The organism is Acetobacter pasteurianus subsp. pasteurianus LMG 1262 = NBRC 106471, assembly GCF_000285275.1.
GTDB lineage: Bacteria > Pseudomonadota > Alphaproteobacteria > Acetobacterales > Acetobacteraceae > Acetobacter > Acetobacter pasteurianus.
In genome coordinates, this window is the sequence record NZ_CADO01000067.1 from 209,524 (window position 1) to 230,910 (window position 21,387).

Genomic DNA, 21,387 nt, shown 5'->3' on the forward strand with positions numbered 1-21,387 from the left:
GCTATGCAGCCCGATCTTAACCTCTTTTCCGCCGCTGTTCTTACACCTCTTGTAGGGGCTGCCGTAGCTGGGCTTGGTGGCCGCTTCATGGGTGATACCCTAGCCAAAGCCGTTACTCTTTTGTGTATGGGCATTGCAACGCTTTGCGCCATTGGGGCTTTGTGGGGCGGGTGGCTTGCAGGCTTTGGCCATTCCACAGTGCGTCTTGCACAATGGGTTCATGCGGGTGGGTTTGATGCCACGTGGACGCTAAGGTTTGATGCGCTATCTGTTACCATGGTGGCAATGGTGCTTGTGGTTTCGTTGCTGGTGCATTGTTACAGCCTTGGCTACATGAGCCATGATGCTATGCCCACATACAGGTTTTTTTCTTACCTTTCTCTGTTCACCTTTGCCATGCTCATGCTGGTTTCCTCCAATGATCTGATCCAGCTTTTTTTCGGATGGGAAGGGGTGGGCCTCGCCAGTTATCTGCTGATTGGTTACTGGTATGATCGTCCATCCGCAACAGCCGCAGCCATCAAGGCGTTTGTGGTCAACCGCGTGGCGGATCTATTCTTCCTTGTGGGTATCGGGCTGATTTATGTGCTGTTCCATACCGTGCAGTATGATGCCATTTTTGCGCAGGTTCCGCAGGTTTTAAATGCACCATACACGTTGTTTGGCATTTCCTTCCGTATGCTGGAGGTTATCTGCCTGCTGCTGTTTGTTGGGGCTATGGGTAAATCGGCTCAATTGTTCCTGCACACATGGTTGCCAGATGCCATGGAAGGTCCAACACCTGTATCTGCCCTTATCCACGCAGCCACAATGGTTACGGCCGGTGTGTTTCTTATGGCGCGTATGTCTCCGTTGCTGGAGTTTGCGCCTGCAACACGCACGTTCATTATTCTTATTGGTGCAACCACCTGCTTTTTTGCCGCAACGGTGGGTATGGTGCAGCCAGATATCAAACGCACCATTGCGTATTCCACCTGTTCGCAGCTTGGTTACATGTTTGCCGCTGTGGGTGTGGGTGCGTATCAGGCTTCGGTTTTTCATCTGACAACACATGCATTTTTTAAAGCGCTTCTGTTTCTTGGCGCTGGTTCCGTTATCCATGCCATGCATGATGAACAGAACATGTTTAAAATGGGCGGTTTATGGAAAAAACTGCCGCTGACCTACACGGTGATGTGGATAGGCAGTTTGGCGCTTGCCGGTGTGTTTCCGTTTGCAGGCTATTGGTCCAAGGATGCCATTTTGAATGCACTGTGGTCCACAGGTTCTTCCGTCAGCATATATGCATGGAGCCTAGGCACAATCACTGCGTTTCTCACGGCTTTTTATAGCTGGCGGCTTATTTTCCTGGTGTTTCATGGTCAGGCAGCAGATGCCCATGCGCGGAATGCAGCACATGAAAGCCCAGCCGTTATGAGCGTGCCTTTGGTGCTGCTGGCTTTTGGCGCTGTTGTGGCGGGTATTCTTTTGGCGCCCTTTTACATCGGAACGCACCAGATCGGTTTCTGGGAAGGGGCCATTTTCAATGCGCCAGATAATACGATTATGGAAAATCTGGAACATGTACCGGGTTTGATTGCTATTTTACCCTCTTTGGCAGGTTTGGCCGGTATTGCTGTAGCTGTGCTGTGTTATGTGTTGAACCCTGCTTTGCCAACCAATATGGCGCGGGCGTGTGGGCCGCTTTACCGCTTCCTGCTCAACAAATGGTATTTTGATGAATTGTATGATGCCATTTTTGTGCGCCCCTACGCTGCAATCGCACGCGTTCTCTGGAAAGACGGAGAAGAAGGCGTGGTGGAAGCTGTGCCGCATGATGTGGTGCAGGCCGCGCGTACAAGTGCAGCGCAAGCCGTAAAGCTGCAAACCGGGTCTATCGCCATTTATGCCTTTACGGTTTTGGCCGGGTTGGTTGTGCTGTTAACCGTGGCGCTGTGTGGCTGAGGAAGAAGCGAACATGATGCGCGAAACGGTTTTTCCCTTTTCTTTCTCCTCCCACCTGCGGGGTATGGTGCAATGAGTATGACCAGCTTTAACTGGACAATAGCAGTGCCAGAAATTGTGCTTGCGTTGTCTGGCATTGTTATTCTGGTAGCCGGTGTGTTGCAGCGGAAAGGGGAAGGATTTTTCTCTTCTGCCATGTTGAGCATTGCAGCATTTGCCGTATGCGGGTTTCTGGTTCTGCTGTCTCCCACGGGGGAAGGGTATGCAGGCACCTTTGTGAATGATGGCTTTGCCCGCTTTATGAAGATGCTGATACTGGCAGGTGCATTAACCGCCGTGGTGCTAACGTTCAGTTACCGCACGCGGGATAAAACTACCCTGCCGTTTGAAACCCCGGTGCTGATGCTGTTTTCAACATTGGGCGCGATGATCATGGCATCCTCCGCCAATTTGATGACGTTGTTCGTGGGGTTGGAACTCTCATCACTGTCCATTTACATTCTGTGTGCGATGGAGCGGGATAGTGTGCTGTCATCAGAAGCTGGGCTGAAGTATTTCGTGCTTGGGTCTTTGGCTTCTGGTTTGCTGCTCTATGGTATTTCGCTTGTGTATGGTTACGCAGGTACTATGGAATATACAGGGCTGGTAGCGGCTATTCGGGCTTCTGGTGATCTGCCAATGGGGCTGATTGTTGGCATTGTTTTTATTGTTACCGGCCTGTGCTTCAAACTCTCAGCTGTGCCGTTTCATATGTGGACGCCAGATGTCTATCAGGGTGCACCCACTCCGGTAACGGCTTATATGGCGGGGGCTCCCAAATTTGCAGCTTTTGCATTGTTCCTGCGTGTTATGGCCGGGCCGTTTGGTACGGTTGCTCCGCGTTGGCAAATCCTGATTGAAACCGTTTCCGTGCTGTCCATGGTGTACGGGGCTTTTGCAGCTATTCCTCAAGGCAACATCAAACGTCTGATGGCATATTCCTCTATTGGTCATATGGGGTACGCCATGATGGGGTTGGCCGCGGCATCACTGGCAGGTGTGCAGGCCACGCTTATTTATCTAGCCGCTTATTTTGTCATGAATGCAGGTGTGTTTGCCTGCATTACGGCAATGCGACGGAAAGGGCGGGAGGTTGTCAGCATTTCCGATCTGGCAGGCCTAGGGCGTACAGATCCGGCAATGGCTGCTGTTCTGGCGCTGTTTATGTTCAGCATGGTGGGTGCACCACCGCTGGCTGGTTTCTTTGGTAAATTTTTGGTTTTTGCCGCGGCTTGGCAGTCTGGCCTTTACGTACTGGTGGTAATTGGCGCACTCTCCAGCATAGTTGGTGCGTATTATTATCTGCGGATTGTGAAGGTGATGTATTTTGATAGCCCAGCAGAAGTGCTGGATCGTCCTGCACCCAGCCTGCTATTTGTTTCCGGCAGCATGGGTTTGGCAACAGCCTTGTTTGTTGCAGGAATGGGCCCTCTAATGGCATGGGCGCATCAGGCAGCACTTGCTCTGGGCGGATGAAAGATCAGTCTAGCCCGTGGCGGCTTGAATGCTTTGCAGAACTGGGCTCCACCTCTGATTTCTGTCTGGAACAGGCACGGCAGGGGGCAGATTCCGGCCTTGCAGTTTTAGCCTATAGGCAAACCCAAGGACGAGGCAGCCGTGGCCGCCAATGGGTGGATGCCGGGCAAAGTCTTGCTTTATCCGTTCTGCTAGATGCACAACAGGCAGGGCAGGATATGCTGGGGGGGTGGCCGTTTGCCGCCTCTTTGGCGTTTTACGATGGGTTATTGCGCGCCGTGCCTGCTGTGGCAGGGCATCTCATGATAAAATGGCCGAATGATCTTTTATTGGATGGCCAAAAGGCAGGCGGTATCCTGATAGAGCGAGAAGGCGGCCGCCTTGTTATAGGCTTTGGTGCCAATCTCACGCAGGTGCCCTCTCAGCAGCAAACAGGACGCTTTGCCGCTTGCTTGGGCCAGTATGGCGCGGTGCCGCCAGCAAAAGATGTTGCCCAATGTATTCTTTCCAGCCTGACACATTGGTGCGCCGTTTGGCAGCAAAATGGCTTTGGTGCATTGCGGCAGGCATGGCTTGAACGGGCGCATCCTGTGGGGACGCCTCTTGTCGTTAGCAGCCGAACTACTTATGAACAGGGAAAATTTGCGGGTCTGGCCGAGGATGGCCGCCTGCTGCTGGACACGGAAACCGGTATGAAAACGATCACGACAGGAGATATCCTGCTGGAAGAAGGGGTATAAAGGGTGCTGCTTGTTATTGATGCAGGCAACACCAATGTCGTGTTTGCGGTGCATGATGGTGAAAGATGGCGTGGTGTATGGCGCATTACCATGCAGGCCCAGCGCACATCTGATGAATACGCTGTCTGGCTGAATGCGTTGTTGCGCACCCAAGGTATTGTGGCAGATGATATTGACGGTGCGGTTATTGGCACTGTTGTGCCCGCTGCCTTGTATCATTTACGCACTTTATGCAGGCAGTGGTTTGCTGTTGAGCCGCTTCTTGCATCTGCCCGGCTGGATTGGGGGTTTGCCATCAAGGTGGATAACCCGGATGAAGTTGGGGTAGATCGGCTGTTGAATGGTCTGGCTGCACACCATATGTATGGTGGACCACTTACGGTTATAGATTTTGGAACAGCCACAACGTTTGATGTTGTGGATAAGGATGGAAGCTACTGCGGTGGTGTTATTGCTCCTGGCATCAATTTGTCGGTTGAAGCGTTGCATCAGGCAGCAGCACGGTTGCCCCGTATAGGAATAGGGCGGCCAGTAGGAGATTCCGCCATTGGGCGCAACACGGTAACCGCCATGCGGTCTGGCGTGTTTTGGGGTTATGTTGGTTTGATTGAGGGGATTGTCGAGAGGATCAGAAAGGAGGTTGGCCCCATGAAGGTGCTGGCAACCGGAGGTCTGGCTCCACTCTTCTCAGAAGGTACGTCTGTTTTTGAACATGTGGATTCAATGCTCACCCTAAATGGGTTGCGTTTGCTGGCGGGGCGAAACCCCCTGCCAAAACTTACAGTGGACCGAGATTATGTTGCAGAAGGGTAAAACACGGAAATGACAGAACAGAACGGCGATCTGGCCTTTCTGCCTTTGGGCGGAACGGGTGAGATTGGCATGAACCTCAACCTTTACCGGTTGGGAGACACGTGGCTGGCGATAGATTGTGGTATTGGGTTTAGTGGCAACGATACGCCAGAAGCCGAAATTCTGGTGCCAGATCCAAGCTTTATTGTAGAGCGCAAGGACAAGCTGGCCGGCTTGGTGATTACCCATGCGCATGAAGACCATATTGGTGCTGTGGCCCATGTCTGGCCCATGCTGCAATGCCCTGTATATGTTACGCCATTTGCAGCGGCTGTTCTGCGCCGCAAACTGGCTGAAGCCCGCATTATGGATGTGCCGATTCACGTCATCCAGCCCGGTGCGCGGTTTGATGTGGGGCCGTTTGATATTGAATTTGTGCCGGTAACGCATTCTGTGCCAGAGGCGCAGTCCATGGTTCTGCGCACGCCCTCCGGCATTGTGGTGCACACGGGGGACTGGAAGTTTGACCCGGACCCGTTGGTAGGGCCTGCAACAGATCTGGACAGGCTGGCTGAAATTGGCCGTGAAGGCGTTCTGGCGCTGGTGTGTGACAGCACCAATGTGATGAAGCCGGGGCCGTCTCGCTCAGAATCCGAAGTGCGCCGCAGCATGACGGAACTGGTGGCAAGCCTTAAGGGCCGCATTGCCGTAACGTGCTTTGCTTCCAACGTGGCGCGTGTTGAAACCATCGCCATGGCGGCGCAGGCTGCTGGGCGTACGGTGGTTCTGGTTGGGCGCTCCCTGCGCAATCTGGATACTGCTGCGCGGGATTGCGGTTATCTGTCTGGCGTTTTGCCGTTCCTGACAGAGCAGGACGTAAATGATGTGCCAGATGACCAGATTCTGCTGATCATTACCGGCAGTCAGGGTGAACCTCGTTCTGCTCTATCTCGCATTGCCATGGATACCCACCCCAACATTGCTTTGGGTGAGGGGGATACGGTTATTTATTCCAGCCGTATGATTCCGGGCAACGAGCGCGCGATTATGGCGGTGCAGGATAACCTTTCACGCCGTGGTGTGCGGGTAATTACGGATCGTGAGCATTTTGTGCATGTGTCTGGCCACGCAACGGGTGGCGATGTGCAGAAAATGTACGAACTGCTCAAGCCGCAGCATGTTGTGCCGGTGCATGGTGAATGGCGCCATCTGACAGCACAGGCTGCATTGGCGCAGGAAATGGGTATTGCTCCTGTTCTGCTGGAAGATGGTGATATCCTGCGTCTTTCTCCGGGCAAGCTGGAAGTGGTGGATACAGCACCAACAGGCCGTCTGGCGTTGGACGGTAACCGTCTGCTGCCCATGAACGGAGGGGTGCTGGCTGCGCGCCGCAAGATGCTGTTCAACGGCATGGTCATCGGCAGCTTTGCAGTGGATGAAGAAGGCTTTGTAATTGGTGAGCCCAAGGTAAGCGCACCGGGCTTGCTTGATCCGGATGATCTGGAAAGCGTGCGTGTGCGCGAAGAATTCGCCAACGCGCTGGACATTATTCCAGATGAACTGCGTGGGGATGATGTTTCCTTCCGTGAGGCCGCTAAAACGGCTCTGCGTCGCGCATTGGGGCGTAAGCTGCAAAAGCGCCCGCTGGTGGATGTTCACGTGCTGCGTGTCTGATACCTGACAGAAGACGGGGTAAGAGAAAATGCCGGTGTCTCAGGCTTTTCTTTATCCCGTCACTGTTTTACAGCAGATAGTGATTGGTTACACCAAAGCGGCTTTCGTTCAGGAAAAGTCGCTTTTTTTACAAGGCTGAATGCACCATGCGTCTTTCGCGCAGCTTTCTTCCCACTCTCAAGGAAAATCCGGCAGAAGCCCAGATTGTCTCGCACCGGCTTATGCTGCGGGCGGGGCTTATCCGCCAGACGGCATCTGGCATTTATGCGTGGCTGCCAGCGGGCCTGAAAGTGTTGCGCAATATCAGCCAGATCGTGCGGGAAGAGCAGGATCGGGTTGGGGCGCAGGAAGTGCTGATGCCAACCTTGCAATCAGCCGATTTGTGGAAGCGTTCTGGCCGGTATGATGCCTATGGCCCGGAAATGCTGCGTATTCAGGATCGGCACAAGCGTGAATTGCTGTACGGGCCGACCAATGAGGAAATGATTACGGATCTGTTTGGTCAGACCGTAAAATCCTACAAGGATCTGCCGCAGGTTCTGTATCATATTCAGTGGAAGTTCCGTGATGAAATGCGCCCCCGCTTTGGGGTGATGCGCGGCCGTGAGTTTCTGATGAAAGATGCTTACAGCTTTGATCTGGACTACGACTCTGCTGTTGCAACCTACCGTCGTATGCTGCTGGCTTACCTGCGTACCTTCCAGCGTTTGGGTGTGCGGGCAGTGCCCATGCGGGCGGATACCGGGCCGATTGGTGGTGAGTTGAGCCATGAGTTCCTGATTCTGGCCCCCACTGGAGAAAGTGGCGTGTTTTACGATGCCGCGCTGGAAGAGCAGGATTGGCTGGATGAACCGGTTGATACCAACAGCCCCGTAGCGCTGGAAGCTTTCTTCAACCGTGTGACAACGCCTTACGCTGCAACAGATGAAATGCACGATGAGGCCGGATGGCAGGCTGTGCCAGCAGAACGCCAGCGCGAAGGCCGCGGCGTAGAAGTTGGGCATATCTTCTATTTTGGCGATAAATACACCCGCTCCATGGACGTAAGCGTAAGCGGCCCGGACGGAAACCAGCTTTATCCGGAAATGGGGTCTTACGGCATTGGGGTTTCCCGCCTTGCCGGTGCAATTATTGAAGCCTGCCACGATGATAACGGCATTATCTGGCCGGATGCCGTTGCACCCTTCCGTGCAGTTATTCTGAACCTGAAAAACGGTGATGAACTGTGCGATGCCATTTGCGAGCGCATCTACAGCACGAACGAAGAAGCCTTCCTGTATGATGATCGTGCAGAACGCGCTGGCGTAAAGTTTGCAGATGCAGACCTTATGGGCCATCCGTGGCAGATTGTTGTAGGCCCACGTGGTGCCAAGGAAGGCAAGGTGGAACTAAAGCGCCGTGCCACCGGTGAACGCCATGAGGTGAGCGTGGATGACGCGCTGGCTCTGGTTCTGGCAGGCTGATAAGCATGTTCGGACCCTTTGAGCGGGCGGTGGCGGGCCGTTACCTCCGTGCGCGGCGAGGGGAACGGTTTGTATCAGTTATTGCCATTTTCTCGCTGGTTGGCATTGCCCTTGGTGTAGCAACGCTAATTATCGTTATGGCCGTGATGAACGGCTTTCAGGCCGACCTTATGGGCCGCATTCTGGGGTTGAATGGGGACCTGACCATTTATGGGCAGGGCCGCACAATCTCCCAGTATGAAGATGTCACGCGTAAGGTTCGGTCTGTTCCGGGTGTGGTCAGCGCCACACCTTTGGTGGAAGGGCAGGTGCTGCTCAGCGCCGGGGCCTATAATTCTGGCGGCATGGTGCATGGTCTGACACCTCAGGGGCTGAAAGACCTTAAAGCCGTCAGTTCTTCCATTATTGCGGGATCTCTGGATGATTTTGGCCCGGATGATTCCATCGTTGTCGGCGTTACAATGGCGGAACGGGCAGGGTTGGGCATTGGCTCAGGCCTTACCCTTGTTTCACCCGATGGCGCTGCCACGGCATTTGGTACCGTGCCACGTGTGCGCAGGTACCGCGTGGTGGCCATTTTTGATGCCGGGGTGAACGACTACAACTCTAGCGTTGTGTTTTTGCCCATGCACGCAGCGCAAATTTACTTTCAGATGCCCAACAAGGCCACGCAGATTCAGGTCATGACCAAGGATGCAGAGCATGTGCGCCCTGTTACCCTTGCCATTGAAAATGCGGTGGGAGATCCGGGCCTGCGTGTATTGGATTGGACCAACGCCAACAACGCTCTGTTCGGCGCCGTGCAGGTGGAACAGAATGTGATGTTCCTTATCCTCACACTTATCATCCTTGTGGCGGCTTTTAACGTTATTTCCTCCCTCATCATGATGGTGAAGGATAAAACCGCCGATATTGCCGTGCTGCGCACCATAGGGGCCAGCCGAGGCGCCATCATGCGCATTTTTCTAATGTGCGGCGCTTTTGTAGGCGTAACGGGCACTGTGGCAGGCACAGCACTCGGCGTTGTATTCTGCATGAATATCGAGCGTATCCGTCAGCTTCTGCAAAAACTGACTGGCACAAACCTGTTCAACCCAGAAGTTTATTATCTGGAGCACCTGCCAGCAAAGCTGGTGTGGGGGCAGGTGGCCGAAGTTATTGTCATGGCGCTGGGGCTTTCCCTGCTGGCAACGCTTTACCCTTCTTGGCGTGCAGCCAAAACAGACCCGGTGGAGGCTTTGCGGCATGAATAATCAGTTGGTTTTAAGCCTGAAGCATGTTCGCAAGGCTTATCGCAGCGGGGATGAGGGTGTTCTGCCGGTTTTGCAGGATATCAATTTTTCCTTGCATGCCGGAGAAATTGTAGGTCTGGTTGCGCCATCTGGCACGGGTAAATCAACCTTGTTGCATCTGGCTGGCTTGCTGGATACGCCAGATGCAGGCGAGATTGTTATTGCAGGCCAAGTTACCACAGGCATGGCAGATGCCGGACGCACAGCTATGCGGCGAGACCAGATAGGATTTGTTTATCAGTTTCATCATCTTCTAGGTGAATTTACGGCCAAGGAAAACGTGGTGCTCCCGCAGATGATTGCGGGCATAGGCAAGGCACAGGCACGCCGTAAAGCCGAGGAGCTTTTACGCATGTTTGGCTTGGCACACCGTGTAAACCATTTGCCGGGCAAGCTTTCAGGCGGTGAGCAGCAGCGTGTTGCCATTGCACGTGCCCTAGCAAATGATCCGGCTCTTTTGCTGGCGGATGAACCTACCGGCAACTTGGATGTGCATACGGCAGATAGCGTATTTTCTCAGTTGCTTGATGTTGTGCGTCAGAAAGGGCTAGCGGTTTTGGTGGCAACCCATAACCGCGAATTGCTGCCCAGGATGGATAGGGTTGTGACCATGCAGGAAGGCAGGCTGGTTCCTGCCGATTTTAACGGCGATCCACTGCCTGCCTCTGCGGGTTAATTTTTACGATTTGAGAGCATTTTTCACAGCATGCCTGACACGCCCGGATGTAGGCGGCGTTAGGCAGCTGAACCATGCAACTGGCATACCCTGACGGTTGGTGAGATACTTAAAGAAGTTCCACCGTGGCCGTGCCAGAAAACCAAGCTCACTATCCAGCCATTTAAAGAGCGGAATAGCATCTGGCCCTTTTACAGGGCTGCGTGCCGCCATAGGGAAGGTAACCCCGTAATTGATCTGGCAGAAGGAGGAAATCTCTTCCGAAGTGCCGGGTTCCTGCTGACCAAAATCATTGCTTGGCACCCCCACAACAACCAGCCCGGCTTTTTGGAACTGTGTCCACAAAGCCTGCAAGCCTTCATATTGCGGGGTAAATCCGCATTTAGATGCGGTGTTCACCACCAGAACAGGTTTCCCCCGATAAGCGCTCAGATCAAGGGTGCTTCCATTTAGGGCGGGGAGTTTAAAATCATATATACAGGTCAAGTTCATGCCCTTTTACTGCTATGGTGCAGGAAAGGCTTTATCTGTAGCGCAGGACGGAAAAGGGAGCGAGATTTTGGTGCATTTATTTACGGCATAATGCCGAAGAAGAGTGGAAGCCTGCTGCCCGTTTTCGGGTTCTTGTTTCTCAGGCTTCCACTATGTCTTCTGCGCGGCAAGATCGGTTCTGATTTTTGTTGTTCATTATATTGAACTCGATCCCGTATTTGGAATAATGAAGAGATCGGACCTCTCTGTCAACAAGGAAAATAAGAAAAAGTATGTCCAAATCGCAGGACACGGTTCCCGCATTGCGGCGGGCCGTTCGTATTCTTGATATGGTGAAGGCTTCCAGCAGGCCGCCCTTGGCCGCAGATGTGGCGCGCCAGCTCGATTTGCCACGCAGCACGGTGCATGGCCTGCTGGCTGTTATGGTGGAATTGGGGCTGCTGGAGAAAAACGCATCTCAGGGCTACAGGCTGGGCACACGCCTGTTGGACTGGGCCGGAGACGTGACGGAAAAGCGCGATCTGGTAACGGAATTCTACCATGTGTTGGAGAATCGTGACGATCTGGATGCGTTTACGGTAACGCTGACCATGCTGGAGGGGGCAGAGGTTGTTTACGTGGCCTGCCGCAATAGCGCTACAGTGCTTGGGGCCTCTTTTAGGGTGGGTATGCGCTTGCCTGCCATATTTACGGCCACAGGTAATGCCATGCTGGCCGGTATGGATGATACGTCTTTCAGAGAATGGCTGGCTCTTAACCCTGTTTCCACATGGTCAGAACCGCTTACGCCAAACGGTATCTGCTCTGTGACGACATTGGTGCGTGAAATCGCAGAAATTCGTGACAGAGGATACGCGGTGGATGATGAGCAGGTGCATGAAGGGCTATGGTGCTTTGCTGCCTCTGTAAGAGATCATTCTGGGCAGACCGTAGCCGGTATTGGCATTAGCCTGCCTCAAACAGAATTAAGCCGTTTCACGGTTGCGCAATTGGGCAATATGGCTGCGGGGTTGGCGCAGGCTGTTTCTATCCGTTTGGGTTATCGTGGGGAACGGCAGGATTTTTCCTGATGATTCCAAAGGGACTTTCTAATGTCTTTTTTGCATCTGTTATTTAAGCATCGTTTTGCCAAAGCCAGTGCCGTAGGTCTGTTGCTTGGGGTCGGAGAGGTGCTGGTAACGCCATTTGCTGGCGCGGTTTCTGCCCCGCAAACAGTGGTGCGCTATTTTGTGTACGCGCATGGCCTGCATGTTATGACCATTAACAGTGCTTATCGCCTCAGCGGAAACCAATATAGCGTAGCCGCCCAAAGCAAAACGGGCGGATTGTTCCAGCTTTTCATGAAAACTAATATCAACCTGCGTGCGCAGGGCCATTTTTACGATAGCGGCATGCCCGAGCCAGAAAGCTATGAAAGCGCAGGTTGGTCTCGCGGTAAAAACAGGCATCTATCCATTGCCTATAAACAGGACATGCCGGATGTGCAGGCAATGGAGCCTGTAGAAACCGATCGTGAACAGATTTTGCCAGATGAGCGCAAAGGCGCGGTAGATAATGTGGCTATCCTCATGGCACTTTTGCACAAGGTGCAGGAGGGGCAGGGCTGCGGCAATGGTGCGGTTAAGGTGTTTGATGGTGTGCGCTTAAGCACGTTGCAGGTGCAAACAGAAGGCGTTCAGCCTTTGCCAGATGGCGCATCAAAAGATTGGGGAGAAGATGGCCTGCGCTGCAATTTTGTGGCGCAGCAGATCAAGGGCTTCAAACTGTCCAGCGCAGATCGCAAAGCCAGAAAGCCGCAACAGGGGCGTGTGTGGTTTGAGAACATTCCCCAGATCGGCATGGTGGCAACCAGAATAGAGGTAGATAGCCCCAAAATGGGCCACATTATGGTGGAGCTGGAAGGAAAACCCCAGCAGCAGCCATAAGCAGTAAAAAGCCCCTATCCGTGCAGATAGGGGCTTTTTTGTATTTATTCCACGGTCACCGATTTAGCGAGGTTACGTGGTTGGTCCACGTCTGTGCCTTTCAGCACAGCAACCTCGTAAGCCAGCATCTGCACCGGAATGGTTTGCAGAATGGGGGCTACAAAATCGTGCACGTGCGGCAGAACCACCATTTGTTCTGCAATGGCAGAAACACGTTCAGCACCTTTGGTATCCGTAAACACCAGCAGGCGGCCACCGCGTGCCTTGGCTTCCTGTAGGTTGGAGAGTGTTTTTTCAAACAACGCGTTGGATGGCACGGTAGCAACAATAGGCACTGTGCGATCGATAAGGGAAATGGGTCCATGCTTCATTTCACCAGCAGCATATGCTTCTGCGTGAATGTAGGAAATTTCCTTCAGCTTGAGCGCACCTTCCATGGCAACCGGGAACATGCTGCCACGACCCAGATACAGAACATCACGCGCTTCCACCACAACTTGTGCCATAGCGCGAATGGCATCCGTCTGGTTGAACACTTCCGCAGCACGGCTGGGGAGGTCTAGCAGGGCACTAACCAGATGTTCTTCTGCCAGTGTATCCAGTTTGCCGCGGGCACGAGCCGTGGCAATGGTCAGGCACGCCAATACGGTGAGCTGAGCTGTAAAGGCCTTGGTAGATGCCACAGAAATTTCCGGGCCTGCCACTGTGCCCAGCACAACATCGCTTTCCCGCGCCATGGTGCTGTGTTCAACATTCAGCACGGAAGCGATGTGAATTGCTTTTTCACGCAGGCTGCGCAGGGCTGCCAGTGTATCTGCTGTTTCCCCAGATTGAGAAATCAACAGCCCCAAGGATCCTGCCGTGAGCGGCGGGTTGCGGTAACGCATCTCGCTGGCAACATCTATATCCACGGGCAAGCGGGCAATTTCTTCCAGCCAGTAGCGGCCAATCATCCCGGCAAAAAAGGCAGACCCACAGGCGGTAATAACGGCACGTGGCACTTCTGCCAGATCAAAAGGCAGTTCCGGCAAGATCACACGGCGAGAAGCCGGGTCCACCATGCGTTGCAAAGTCTGGCCGATCACCAACGGATGTTCGTGCAGCTCTTTTTCCATGTAATGGCGGTAACCATCTTTGCCGATGGAGCCTGCAGCCAAAGCGGTAAGCTGGATGGTGCGTTCAACAGGTGCACCGTCAAAATTCATGAACTCAGCACTCTTGGGGGTGATAACAACGCAGTCTCCGTCTTCCATGTAGGCAATGCGACGGGTCAGCGGTGCCAGAGCCAGTGAATCGGAGCCCAGAAACATTTCATCATCGCCAAAGCCCACAGCCAGTGGGGCACTGTGGCATGCGCCAATCATCAGCCCTTCATGGCCAGCAAAAATCATGGCAACGGCGTATGCACCTTCTAGGCGGCGCAGCGCGCGGAGGGCGGCTTCCTTAGGTTCCAGCCCCTGTTGCAGGTGGTAGTCCACCAGCAGGGCGATGGTTTCGCTATCGGTTTCTGTTTCAAAAACCTGACCAGCAGCTTCAAGCTCACGGCGCAGGGTTTCAAAGTTTTCGATAATGCCATTGTGCACAATGGCCACGCGCTCGGTACCATGAGGGTGCGCATTGCATGCAGTAGGGGCACCATGAGTAGCCCAGCGTGTGTGGCCAATGCCGGTGGTGCCGGGCAGCGGAGATTTTTTGAGCAGTGCCGCAAGATTATCGAGCTTGCCTGCTGCACGGCGGCGTTCAACACGCCCATCTACTAACGTGGCAATACCTGCGGAATCATAGCCCCGATATTCCAACCGGCGCAGACCTTCAAAAACAATAGGGGTGGCATGCCTTCGGCCAACAACGCCGCAGATCCCACACATCAGCCGTTTTCCTTTTTTGCTTGCAGGCGCTCTTTAAAAAGCCTGCCCATTTCAGCTTTATTCACCTGCTGCGCCCGGCCAAAAGCCAAAGCCTCATCTGGCACATTTTGTGTAATGACACTGCCAGCAGCCACCAGAGTGTTGTCCCCAATACTCACGGGCGCTACGATAATGGAATCTGAACCAATAAAGGCTTTGTCTCCAATCGTGGTGGTGTGTTTGAACACGCCATCATAATTGCAGGTAATGGTGCCTGCGCCAATGTTGGTGCGGCTGCCAATTTCGGCATTGCCCAGATATGTCAGATGGTTGGCTTTAGAACCTTCACCCAGCGTTGTGGCTTTGATCTCAACAAAGTTGCCAACCCGTGCAGAAGCGCCAATGGTGGTACCTTCCCGAATGCGCGCATAGGGGCCAATAATCGCATTGGCCTGTACTTCGCATCCTTCAAGGTGGCTGAAGGCGCGAATAACAGCACCACTTTGCACGGTTACACCCGGGCCAAAGAACACGTTGGGTTCTATCAACACATCGGGTTCAATCTGCGTATCAGCACTTAAAAACACAGTTTCTGGCGCAACCAATGTTACACCATTTTCCATGGCCTTATTGCGGAGGCGTGTTTGTAGGGCCGCTTCTGCCTGCGCGAGTTCCGCACGGGAGTTTACGCCGCGCAGTTCATCTTCCGCGGCTTCTACCGCGCGCACCTGCACGTTATCGGCTACGGCCAGATCCACCACGTCTGTCAGGTAATATTCGCCCTTGGCGTTATCATTGCGTACGTTATGGAGCCAACGGCGGAAATCTACGGCATCTGCACACAATACACCGGCATTGCACAGGTCAATCGCGCGCTCTTCTGGCGTGGCGTCTGCCCATTCTACAATACGTTCCACATTGCCATCTTGGGCAACCACCCTGCCATAACGTGCTGGATCCGCCGGGCGCATTGCCAACAATGCCAAACCTACATCCGGCTTTCGGCGCTCTTCCAACAAGCGGTTGAGCGTTTCTGCTGAAATCAGAGGGTTATCAGCATACAGAACGGCCACATCGCCATCACCAAACCAGGCTTCGGCCTGCAACGCTGCGTGAGCTGTGCCCAAGCGTTCTTGCTGCACAACCACTGGGTAGGGGGCTGCTAATTCGGCAACCTCTTCCATATCTGGGCCGATTACAACAACCAGCCTGTCAAATACCTCCGCTGCATTGGCCAGCAGATGAGCCAGCATTGGTCGGCCACCAAGAGATTGCATGGCTTTAGGGCGGGAGGATTTCATGCGGGTGCCCAGTCCGGCGGCCAGAAGAACCGCCGTGGCAGGACGTGGTGCGGAAATAGACGTCATAAGAGCATGCGGTAAGCCAAGCTCCGGCATGTGTCAAACGTCTCCACACCGGAAAACAAACATGCCAATATCATAAAAGTTTTCAGATATTTACTCGGCAAGGAAAAACTGCATGTCCACACCTCGTCTTGCTGTTTTTGATATGGACGGCACATTGCTTGATTCCGTGCCAGATCTGGCCGCGTGTAGCCGGGAATTGCTGGAAATCTGCCATCTTCCACCGCTGACAAATGCAGAGGTGCGCACCATGATAGGCAATGGCGTGCCTGCTCTGGTGAAACGTGTTCTGAATGCAGGGCGTGAAAAGCAGCAGGCCATAACTGCGCAGCCTTATGCCTTACCGTTTACGGAGGCCGAAGCTGTGCAAACGTTTATGGAGCTTTACACGCCACGAGCTACGCAGCTTTCACGTCTATTTCCCGGCACACAGCAGGCATTGGAACAGTTGAAAGATGCTGGATGGTTGCTGGCTGTATGTACCAACAAGCCGGAGGTAGCCGCCCGGCGTATTTTGGATGATTTTGGCCTGACATCACTTTTTGCGGCAATAGGCGGAGGTGACAGTTTTGCAGCCCACAAACCAGATCCTGCGCATTTATTGGGGACAATCAAACAAGCGAGCGGGAAAGTTTCGCGCAGCGTGATGATTGGGGATATGCCGCCAGATTATGGGGCCGCTACAGGAGCCGGCGTGAAGTTTGTGTTTGCTGCATGGGGTTATGGTTCTGGCGCATTGGCGGCACAGGCAGATGGCCAGGTAGCTAGCATGGCGGACATTCCTTCCGCACTGCATGCGTTGCTGCCCGCCTGAATCTGAAGAAAGGTTATTTCTGTAGTGGTTTTGAAAAAGAACAAGCGGGAAGGGTAGATGCAAGTTCCTCTGCCAACACAACATCGGCAGGTTTATCTACATCCACAGCAGCGCGGCCATCAGAAAGCGGAACAAGTTCTGCTTTCGCGCTGGTGAGGCGATAGATGCGTTGATACAGCGCGCGGCGTGTCAGCCTGCCACATAGGGCGCGGAGCAAAATACTTGGCCCTAAAAGCCATGCAACACGCAAAGGGTGCTTGCGGTTTTTCTCTACATGCCGCCACAGGTCTGCCACGCGGGCAGAAACAGAAGTGCGGAATAAAAACAGATTGCAGCCAGAAAAAGCCAGATCAGCCAGCCGGATATAGGTGCGCTGCGTATTGGGCACATCCCGCTTTACAGTTGTTTCTGCCGCAACGGCCACAGCAAGATCGGCTTGTGGGTGGCTCTGGCTGAGCAGTTCCTGCACCCAGCTTGGCTGGAGTAGGGCATTATCTGCGGTGGTCACCAACAAAGGTGTGCCATAGCGCGCAAGGCCAGCCAGCACGCTTGCGCTAGGGCCTTCAGGGCGCGCAGGAATAACGTCTATGCCTGCGGGAATGATGGAAGCGATAATTTGCGGGTTTTCAATGCACACAGCAATGCGGGTGACCTGAGGCACCTGTTGGAGTGCATCAATCACCCTTAAAAGCATAGGTACCCCGCCAATAGGCAGAAGCGCTTTGTGAGAAACGCCTCCGGCCAATGCAACGGGATCTGGCTTGCCGGGGCGGGAACCGGCCAGAATAAAGGCTGTAATGCCTTGGGAGGAAGCGGTCATGCCGCTTTCCTGTTCTCCGCCGCCGGGCGTGCACCATCGGGGCGGTCACGCGGAGGGGCACCAGTCAGATCCATCACCCACGGATACTGTTGGGCTTCCTTAACATCGTAACCTAGGTTGAATACCGTGGGGCTACGGGGGCGAGCTTTGGCATCCAGATAATATGAGCCAAATATCCGGTCCACGACAAAGCTGGTAATGCCAAAGTTCCCATCTTCATCATGGAAGTGGTGCAGTACATGGCGCGCTTTCATACGCTGGATCCAACTTGAGCGCGGCTTGTAGTTGAGGTGTTGGATGCAGTGGAAGAATTCGTAAATGCAGGTAATGGCAACGCCCGTACCAAACGCTGTGGCCGCAGCCCCAATGCCACCAATAAGATACCCAATGGGGATGGTTACCGCTCCAATGGTTGGCAGTGTTGTCACTGGTGCACCAAACAGAACATCCAGCAAATGCGGGTCCTGATGATGGTCAAAATGGATGCGCTTCCACAATGCAGCCGTCCATTTCATTTTATACAGAATACGGCCATGCAGTACATAACGGTGCAGCAGGTACCATACCACGGGGTACACGATAACAACTGCTACCAGAGAAACCAGCGTTGGCCACCAGCCAGCAAAAAAGTACGCAGCTAGTGCAGCAGAAGCAATAACCAGCGCAAAATAGAGCAGGATGGTTGGGTAGGTAAGATATGCCACCCAAAGCTGCCTGAGGTTCATTTTCCCCAGATCAAAGCTGCGCCCGGTTTTAAGCGACGAGTTATTTAGCGTTCCGCTCATCGTGTTTCATTCCTCAGGAGCACAGTAATGGCCCCCAGTGTGAAAATAATCAGTGCGGGTATGGTAGCAATTGCCGGTGGTAGCAACCCCGCATTTCCCATTGCGCGTAGCATACCCTGCACAATAATAAACAACAGCCCGCTGCCCAAGCACCATACCGGCACCCAGCTGCGCGTTCCTGTCCGTGGAGGGATATAGATTGTGGGCAGTGCAATCAACAAAAGAACAAGCAAGGATGCCGGACGCAAAAAGCGTTCAAGCAGCCCAGCCTCCAGAAAACCGGGGCTGGTATGGGATGGCAGGCGCCCACGTAACATGCCCAGAATGGTGGTGGAAGAAAGCGGCGGATTTTCGGCAGACAGTCGAATAAACTCCCACGGATGCAGGCTTGTATCCCAGCCCATGTCCTGAACAGAAGGCAGGCGTGTGGTTTTTTCGCCCTCCACGGTAATGCTATCAACATTGTGCAGGAGCCAGCCACGCGTATGCGTGTAATCAGCAGATTTGGCGTGAAGAATCTGCTGTAGCCGCCCGCTGGCATCACGGATGTAGATATCCACCTTGGTCAGCATATTGCCGCCATCAGATGTATAACCAATGTGGGCAATACGGTTGCCATCATGAAACCAGAAGGCGTGCCCGTTTTCTGGATGCGGGTCTGTGCGGTTCCACCATGCGGCCAAGGCCTGTTCAGACCGAGGGGTGACCTGATCATCCAGCACAACACCGGCAAAGCCAATAACGAGCGTAGCTGGGATAAGGTATTTATACAGGCCAAAGGTAGAAAGGCCGCAGGCGCGCAGGATGGCAATCTCGCTGGCCAATGTCATCTGGGTGAGCATAAGCAGCGCACCAATCAGCACACTTAATGGAAGCGCACCTGCCAACAGAAAAGGCGCGCGCATGGCTGCAAAACTCAGAATACCCTGTATGCCCAAGTGCCGCTGTAAAATAGGGGTGGTTTGTTCAAGCAGAGCCAGAATTTCAAGAAGCCCGACAAGAACGGCACCACAAAAAATCACGCGTGTGAGCAACGCCATGGAAAGATAGCGGAGAAGAACGTGGCGGGGCATGCTTGAAGATTGGCTCATGGCAGGGCTTTTTGGGCAGATGAGCGGGAACGCCAGGCTTTTAACACCTGAAAGCTGCCAGACTTATAAAGCAGCAGGAGCGTGCAGCCGACAATAAAGATCAAAGCAGGCCCCCAGATAAGCAGGAGTGATGCCTTTTTTGTAGCAACCATGCTGTGGCCAAACTGGATGATGTGGTCAAACCCAACCATAATAATAAAGGCCAGAGGCAGACCGGCATTGTTGCGTTGGCGCTTGCGCATGAGTGCCAGAGAAGCCGCCAGCAGTGGAATAAAAGGCACAGTCAGGCTGCGCGCCATACGAAAATGCACTTCAGAGCGCATATGTGGCCGGGAAATGGAAGGATCATGCCGGATCAGGCGGCCAACCAGTTCGGGAGATGTCAGTTCTCGCTCATCCTCGCCGCGGGTACGGAATGGGGAGATGTGAGAGGCATGCGTCAGGTAGCGTGTTGAATGATCAAATGTGACCAGACTAGGCACGCCATCCCCTTTATCCGTGACAATCACACCATTGGTCAGATCAATCTCAACGGTTTCCCCATCTGAACCGATGCGGATATGCCCATTGCGCGCTGTAATATCGCGTTCCTGCTGTTCAGACAGGTCTCTGATAAAAACGTTCTCCAGATCAGAACCGCTTTGGGAGACCTTGTCCGCAACAATGGTGAGTTGGGACGAAGGGCTGGCAAACATGCGGGGCTGTAAACGCGGTGCCCAGCCCGTATGGCTGGCAATATAAAAGGTTGAACGGAAATCATACCGCGCGTGAGGCTGAATAAAGCCATAAAGCAGGAAGGAAAGAACACCTAAAATAACGCCCAACTGGATATAGGGGCGTGTGATCCGCAGCAGTGAAAGACCACTGCTGTTAATGGCATCAATTTCTTCATTCTGGCTCATGCGGCGGATGACGGTAAATACCGCCACGCATAGTGCTGCGGGAATAGCCAAGCCAAGATAATGGGGCAGCAAGGCCGCCAGCAGGCCAATGAATATGCCAATGTGGTTGTTGCCCGCAGCCAGCAGATTGAACAGCACCAAAAGGCGTTCAAGTATCAGGGCAATCATCACAACAGACAGTGCTACCAAAAAAGGCGGCATAACCTGAGCAATCAGGTAGCGGTCTAATGTGCCGGGGCGAAGCGAAGCAACAATCCGGCGCAGGAAAGGCACATTGAGCATGCGGGCTGTCATAGCGAGGTTGCGGGCAAAAAGCGATGCGCACGGCACACACGCCTCATCTGGCTGTCTTGCAAGCTTCCATCAGGCATTAAACTGCGGTGCTGAATGGTGATTTGCCAGATGTCGGGCTGCTTGTGCACGGAAATGGCATTCCACCCTGCACTTTTTTCCGGTTCATCCGCAATATGGGAAGCGGAGGTGCTGCTGACAGCCAGAATATCTGTGCCTGGAATAGGAGTGATTTGCGCACGATGAGAATGCCCGTAAAGCACAAGTTCAGCACCTTCTGCACGCAATACATCTTGAAACGCCTGAAAGTCATCCAGCCCTTTGCGGCGGCTGACAATACCTGGCGCCGGAGGGTGATGGAGTAACACAATCCGGCATAAACCCATAGCGCGCGTGCGGCGCAATAGATCCGCCAAAAGCACAAGCTGAGCTTGCCCTGCCTTGCCAGATGCCAGAAAAGGCAGGGTAGGAATGGCTGTGTTTATTCCAATAAGGGCCACATGATCTTTGACTAGTAGCGAAGGGGCTGCTGGTTCAGATTGTGTGCGGTTATGTAGCCATTCGGCCCAGAGTGCCTGTTTGACAGCACTGTTCTCTTTTATCAGCGCATCATGATTGCCCGGAATAAGCAGTGCAGGGGGCAAATCCTGCTGTAAAAGCCACTGCCGTGCGTTCTGAAATTCCTTGAGCAGGCCCAGATTGGTCAGATCCCCCGTCAGAGCAACCATATCCGGGTGAAAATGGCGGATATCCTGCATGACAGCCTGCAAAGCTGGTAATTTATGCAGATGTCTGCGCCGCAGTTGCCATGACAACAAACTGAGAATGCGCTTGAAGCGGATTTCCTTCAAAGAAGGCAAGCCGACAAGTGGCAGATGTGGGTCAGACAGGTGGGCGATATGAACGCAGGACAAGAAAAACACATCTCCGATGACGGGGTATGGCCCCACGGCATGTGAC

Annotated in this window: 19 protein-coding genes; 11 read left to right on the plus strand and 8 right to left on the minus strand. The window is 53.6% G+C overall.

Features of this window, described 5'->3' with window-relative positions; genetic code table 11:
• Positions 1–3: 3 nt before the first annotated feature.
• The 8 genes from nuoL to APA10_RS10780 all read left to right on the plus strand — a co-directional run bounded on the left by nuoL (position 4) and on the right by APA10_RS10780 (position 10,096).
• On the plus strand, positions 4–1,944 hold the full coding sequence (gene nuoL / locus APA10_RS10745) for an NADH-quinone oxidoreductase subunit L (RefSeq protein ID WP_003630518.1): 1,941 nt from the start codon (positions 4–6) through the stop codon (positions 1,942–1,944).
• Between the two features lie 72 nt (positions 1,945–2,016).
• Positions 2,017–3,459, plus strand: coding sequence for an NADH-quinone oxidoreductase subunit NuoN (gene nuoN / locus APA10_RS10750; RefSeq protein WP_050923546.1), 1,443 nt, complete (start codon positions 2,017–2,019; stop codon positions 3,457–3,459).
• Complete coding sequence (locus APA10_RS10755; RefSeq protein ID WP_003630516.1) at positions 3,456–4,199, plus strand: biotin--[acetyl-CoA-carboxylase] ligase; 744 nt, start codon at positions 3,456–3,458, stop codon at positions 4,197–4,199. Before nuoN ends, APA10_RS10755 begins: the two co-directional genes overlap by 4 nt.
• Positions 4,200–4,202: 3 nt before the next feature.
• On the plus strand, positions 4,203–5,012 hold the full coding sequence (locus APA10_RS10760; RefSeq protein ID WP_003625287.1) for a type III pantothenate kinase: 810 nt from the start codon (positions 4,203–4,205) through the stop codon (positions 5,010–5,012).
• Positions 5,013–5,021: 9 nt separating this feature from the next.
• Positions 5,022–6,665 (plus strand): ribonuclease J, encoded by a 1,644-nt coding sequence (locus APA10_RS10765; protein ID WP_003625289.1) that lies wholly within the window; start codon positions 5,022–5,024, stop codon positions 6,663–6,665.
• Positions 6,666–6,811: 146 nt separating this feature from the next.
• Complete coding sequence (gene proS, locus APA10_RS10770; RefSeq protein WP_003630515.1) at positions 6,812–8,128, plus strand: proline--tRNA ligase; 1,317 nt, start codon at positions 6,812–6,814, stop codon at positions 8,126–8,128.
• Between the two features lie 5 nt (positions 8,129–8,133).
• The gene (locus tag APA10_RS10775; protein ID WP_035366220.1) at positions 8,134–9,381 is read left to right on the plus strand and encodes a lipoprotein-releasing ABC transporter permease subunit; all 1,248 of its coding nucleotides are present in this window, start codon (positions 8,134–8,136) and stop codon (positions 9,379–9,381) included.
• Positions 9,374–10,096 carry an ABC transporter ATP-binding protein gene (locus tag APA10_RS10780; protein ID WP_003630513.1) on the plus strand — a complete coding sequence of 241 codons (723 nt, stop codon included), beginning with the start codon at positions 9,374–9,376 and terminating at the stop codon, positions 10,094–10,096. The genes APA10_RS10775 and APA10_RS10780 overlap by 8 nt, the downstream gene beginning before the upstream one ends.
• 3 nt (positions 10,097–10,099) lie before the next feature.
• Here APA10_RS10780 and APA10_RS10785 read toward each other — a convergent pair whose 3' ends face one another.
• Positions 10,100–10,588: a glutathione peroxidase gene (locus APA10_RS10785; protein WP_080587155.1), complete on the minus strand. Its 489-nt coding sequence runs from the start codon at positions 10,586–10,588 to the stop codon at positions 10,100–10,102.
• 272 nt (positions 10,589–10,860) lie between these two features.
• Here APA10_RS10785 and APA10_RS10790 point away from each other — a divergent pair, with 272 nt between their 5' ends.
• Entirely contained in the window at positions 10,861–11,658 is a 798-nt protein-coding gene (locus tag APA10_RS10790; RefSeq protein WP_035367616.1) for an IclR family transcriptional regulator, read from the plus strand.
• A gap of 21 nt (positions 11,659–11,679) precedes the next feature.
• A complete protein-coding gene (locus APA10_RS10795) occupies positions 11,680–12,513 on the plus strand; it encodes a DUF3108 domain-containing protein (protein ID WP_003630672.1) in 834 nt (277 codons plus the stop codon).
• Between the two features lie 44 nt (positions 12,514–12,557).
• On the opposite strand, the gene glmS is transcribed toward APA10_RS10795, so the two are convergent.
• Together glmS and glmU are read right to left on the minus strand one after the other, a co-directional pair.
• Positions 12,558–14,381 (minus strand): glutamine--fructose-6-phosphate transaminase (isomerizing), encoded by a 1,824-nt coding sequence (glmS, locus tag APA10_RS10800; protein WP_003630674.1) that lies wholly within the window; start codon positions 14,379–14,381, stop codon positions 12,558–12,560.
• Complete coding sequence (glmU, locus tag APA10_RS10805) at positions 14,381–15,757, minus strand: bifunctional UDP-N-acetylglucosamine diphosphorylase/glucosamine-1-phosphate N-acetyltransferase GlmU (RefSeq protein ID WP_003630676.1); 1,377 nt, start codon at positions 15,755–15,757, stop codon at positions 14,381–14,383. The genes glmS and glmU overlap by 1 nt, the downstream gene beginning before the upstream one ends.
• 82 nt (positions 15,758–15,839) lie before the next feature.
• On the opposite strand from glmU, the gene APA10_RS10810 reads away from it, so the two are divergent.
• The gene (locus APA10_RS10810) at positions 15,840–16,538 is read left to right on the plus strand and encodes an HAD family hydrolase (RefSeq protein WP_003630679.1); all 699 of its coding nucleotides are present in this window, start codon (positions 15,840–15,842) and stop codon (positions 16,536–16,538) included.
• Positions 16,539–16,551: 13 nt separating this feature from the next.
• Here the strand turns inward: APA10_RS10810 and mobA are convergent, their stop codons facing one another.
• Genes mobA through APA10_RS10835 form a run of 5 tightly spaced genes read right to left on the minus strand, consistent with a single transcriptional unit; the run spans position 16,552 to position 21,377 of the window.
• Positions 16,552–17,358 carry a molybdenum cofactor guanylyltransferase gene (gene mobA, locus APA10_RS10815; protein WP_003630680.1) on the minus strand — a complete coding sequence of 269 codons (807 nt, stop codon included), beginning with the start codon at positions 17,356–17,358 and terminating at the stop codon, positions 16,552–16,554.
• The gene (locus APA10_RS10820) at positions 17,355–18,143 is read right to left on the minus strand and encodes a sterol desaturase family protein (RefSeq protein ID WP_003625306.1); all 789 of its coding nucleotides are present in this window, start codon (positions 18,141–18,143) and stop codon (positions 17,355–17,357) included. Before APA10_RS10820 ends, mobA begins: the two co-directional genes overlap by 4 nt.
• Positions 18,140–19,234 (minus strand): LptF/LptG family permease, encoded by a 1,095-nt coding sequence (locus tag APA10_RS10825; protein ID WP_014456931.1) that lies wholly within the window; start codon positions 19,232–19,234, stop codon positions 18,140–18,142. Before APA10_RS10825 ends, APA10_RS10820 begins: the two co-directional genes overlap by 4 nt.
• Positions 19,231–20,430: an LptF/LptG family permease gene (locus APA10_RS10830; protein WP_003630683.1), complete on the minus strand. Its 1,200-nt coding sequence runs from the start codon at positions 20,428–20,430 to the stop codon at positions 19,231–19,233. The genes APA10_RS10825 and APA10_RS10830 overlap by 4 nt, the downstream gene beginning before the upstream one ends.
• On the minus strand, positions 20,427–21,377 hold the full coding sequence (locus APA10_RS10835; RefSeq protein WP_174714336.1) for a metallophosphoesterase family protein: 951 nt from the start codon (positions 21,375–21,377) through the stop codon (positions 20,427–20,429). The genes APA10_RS10830 and APA10_RS10835 overlap by 4 nt, the downstream gene beginning before the upstream one ends.
• Positions 21,378–21,387: the final 10 nt, after the last annotated feature.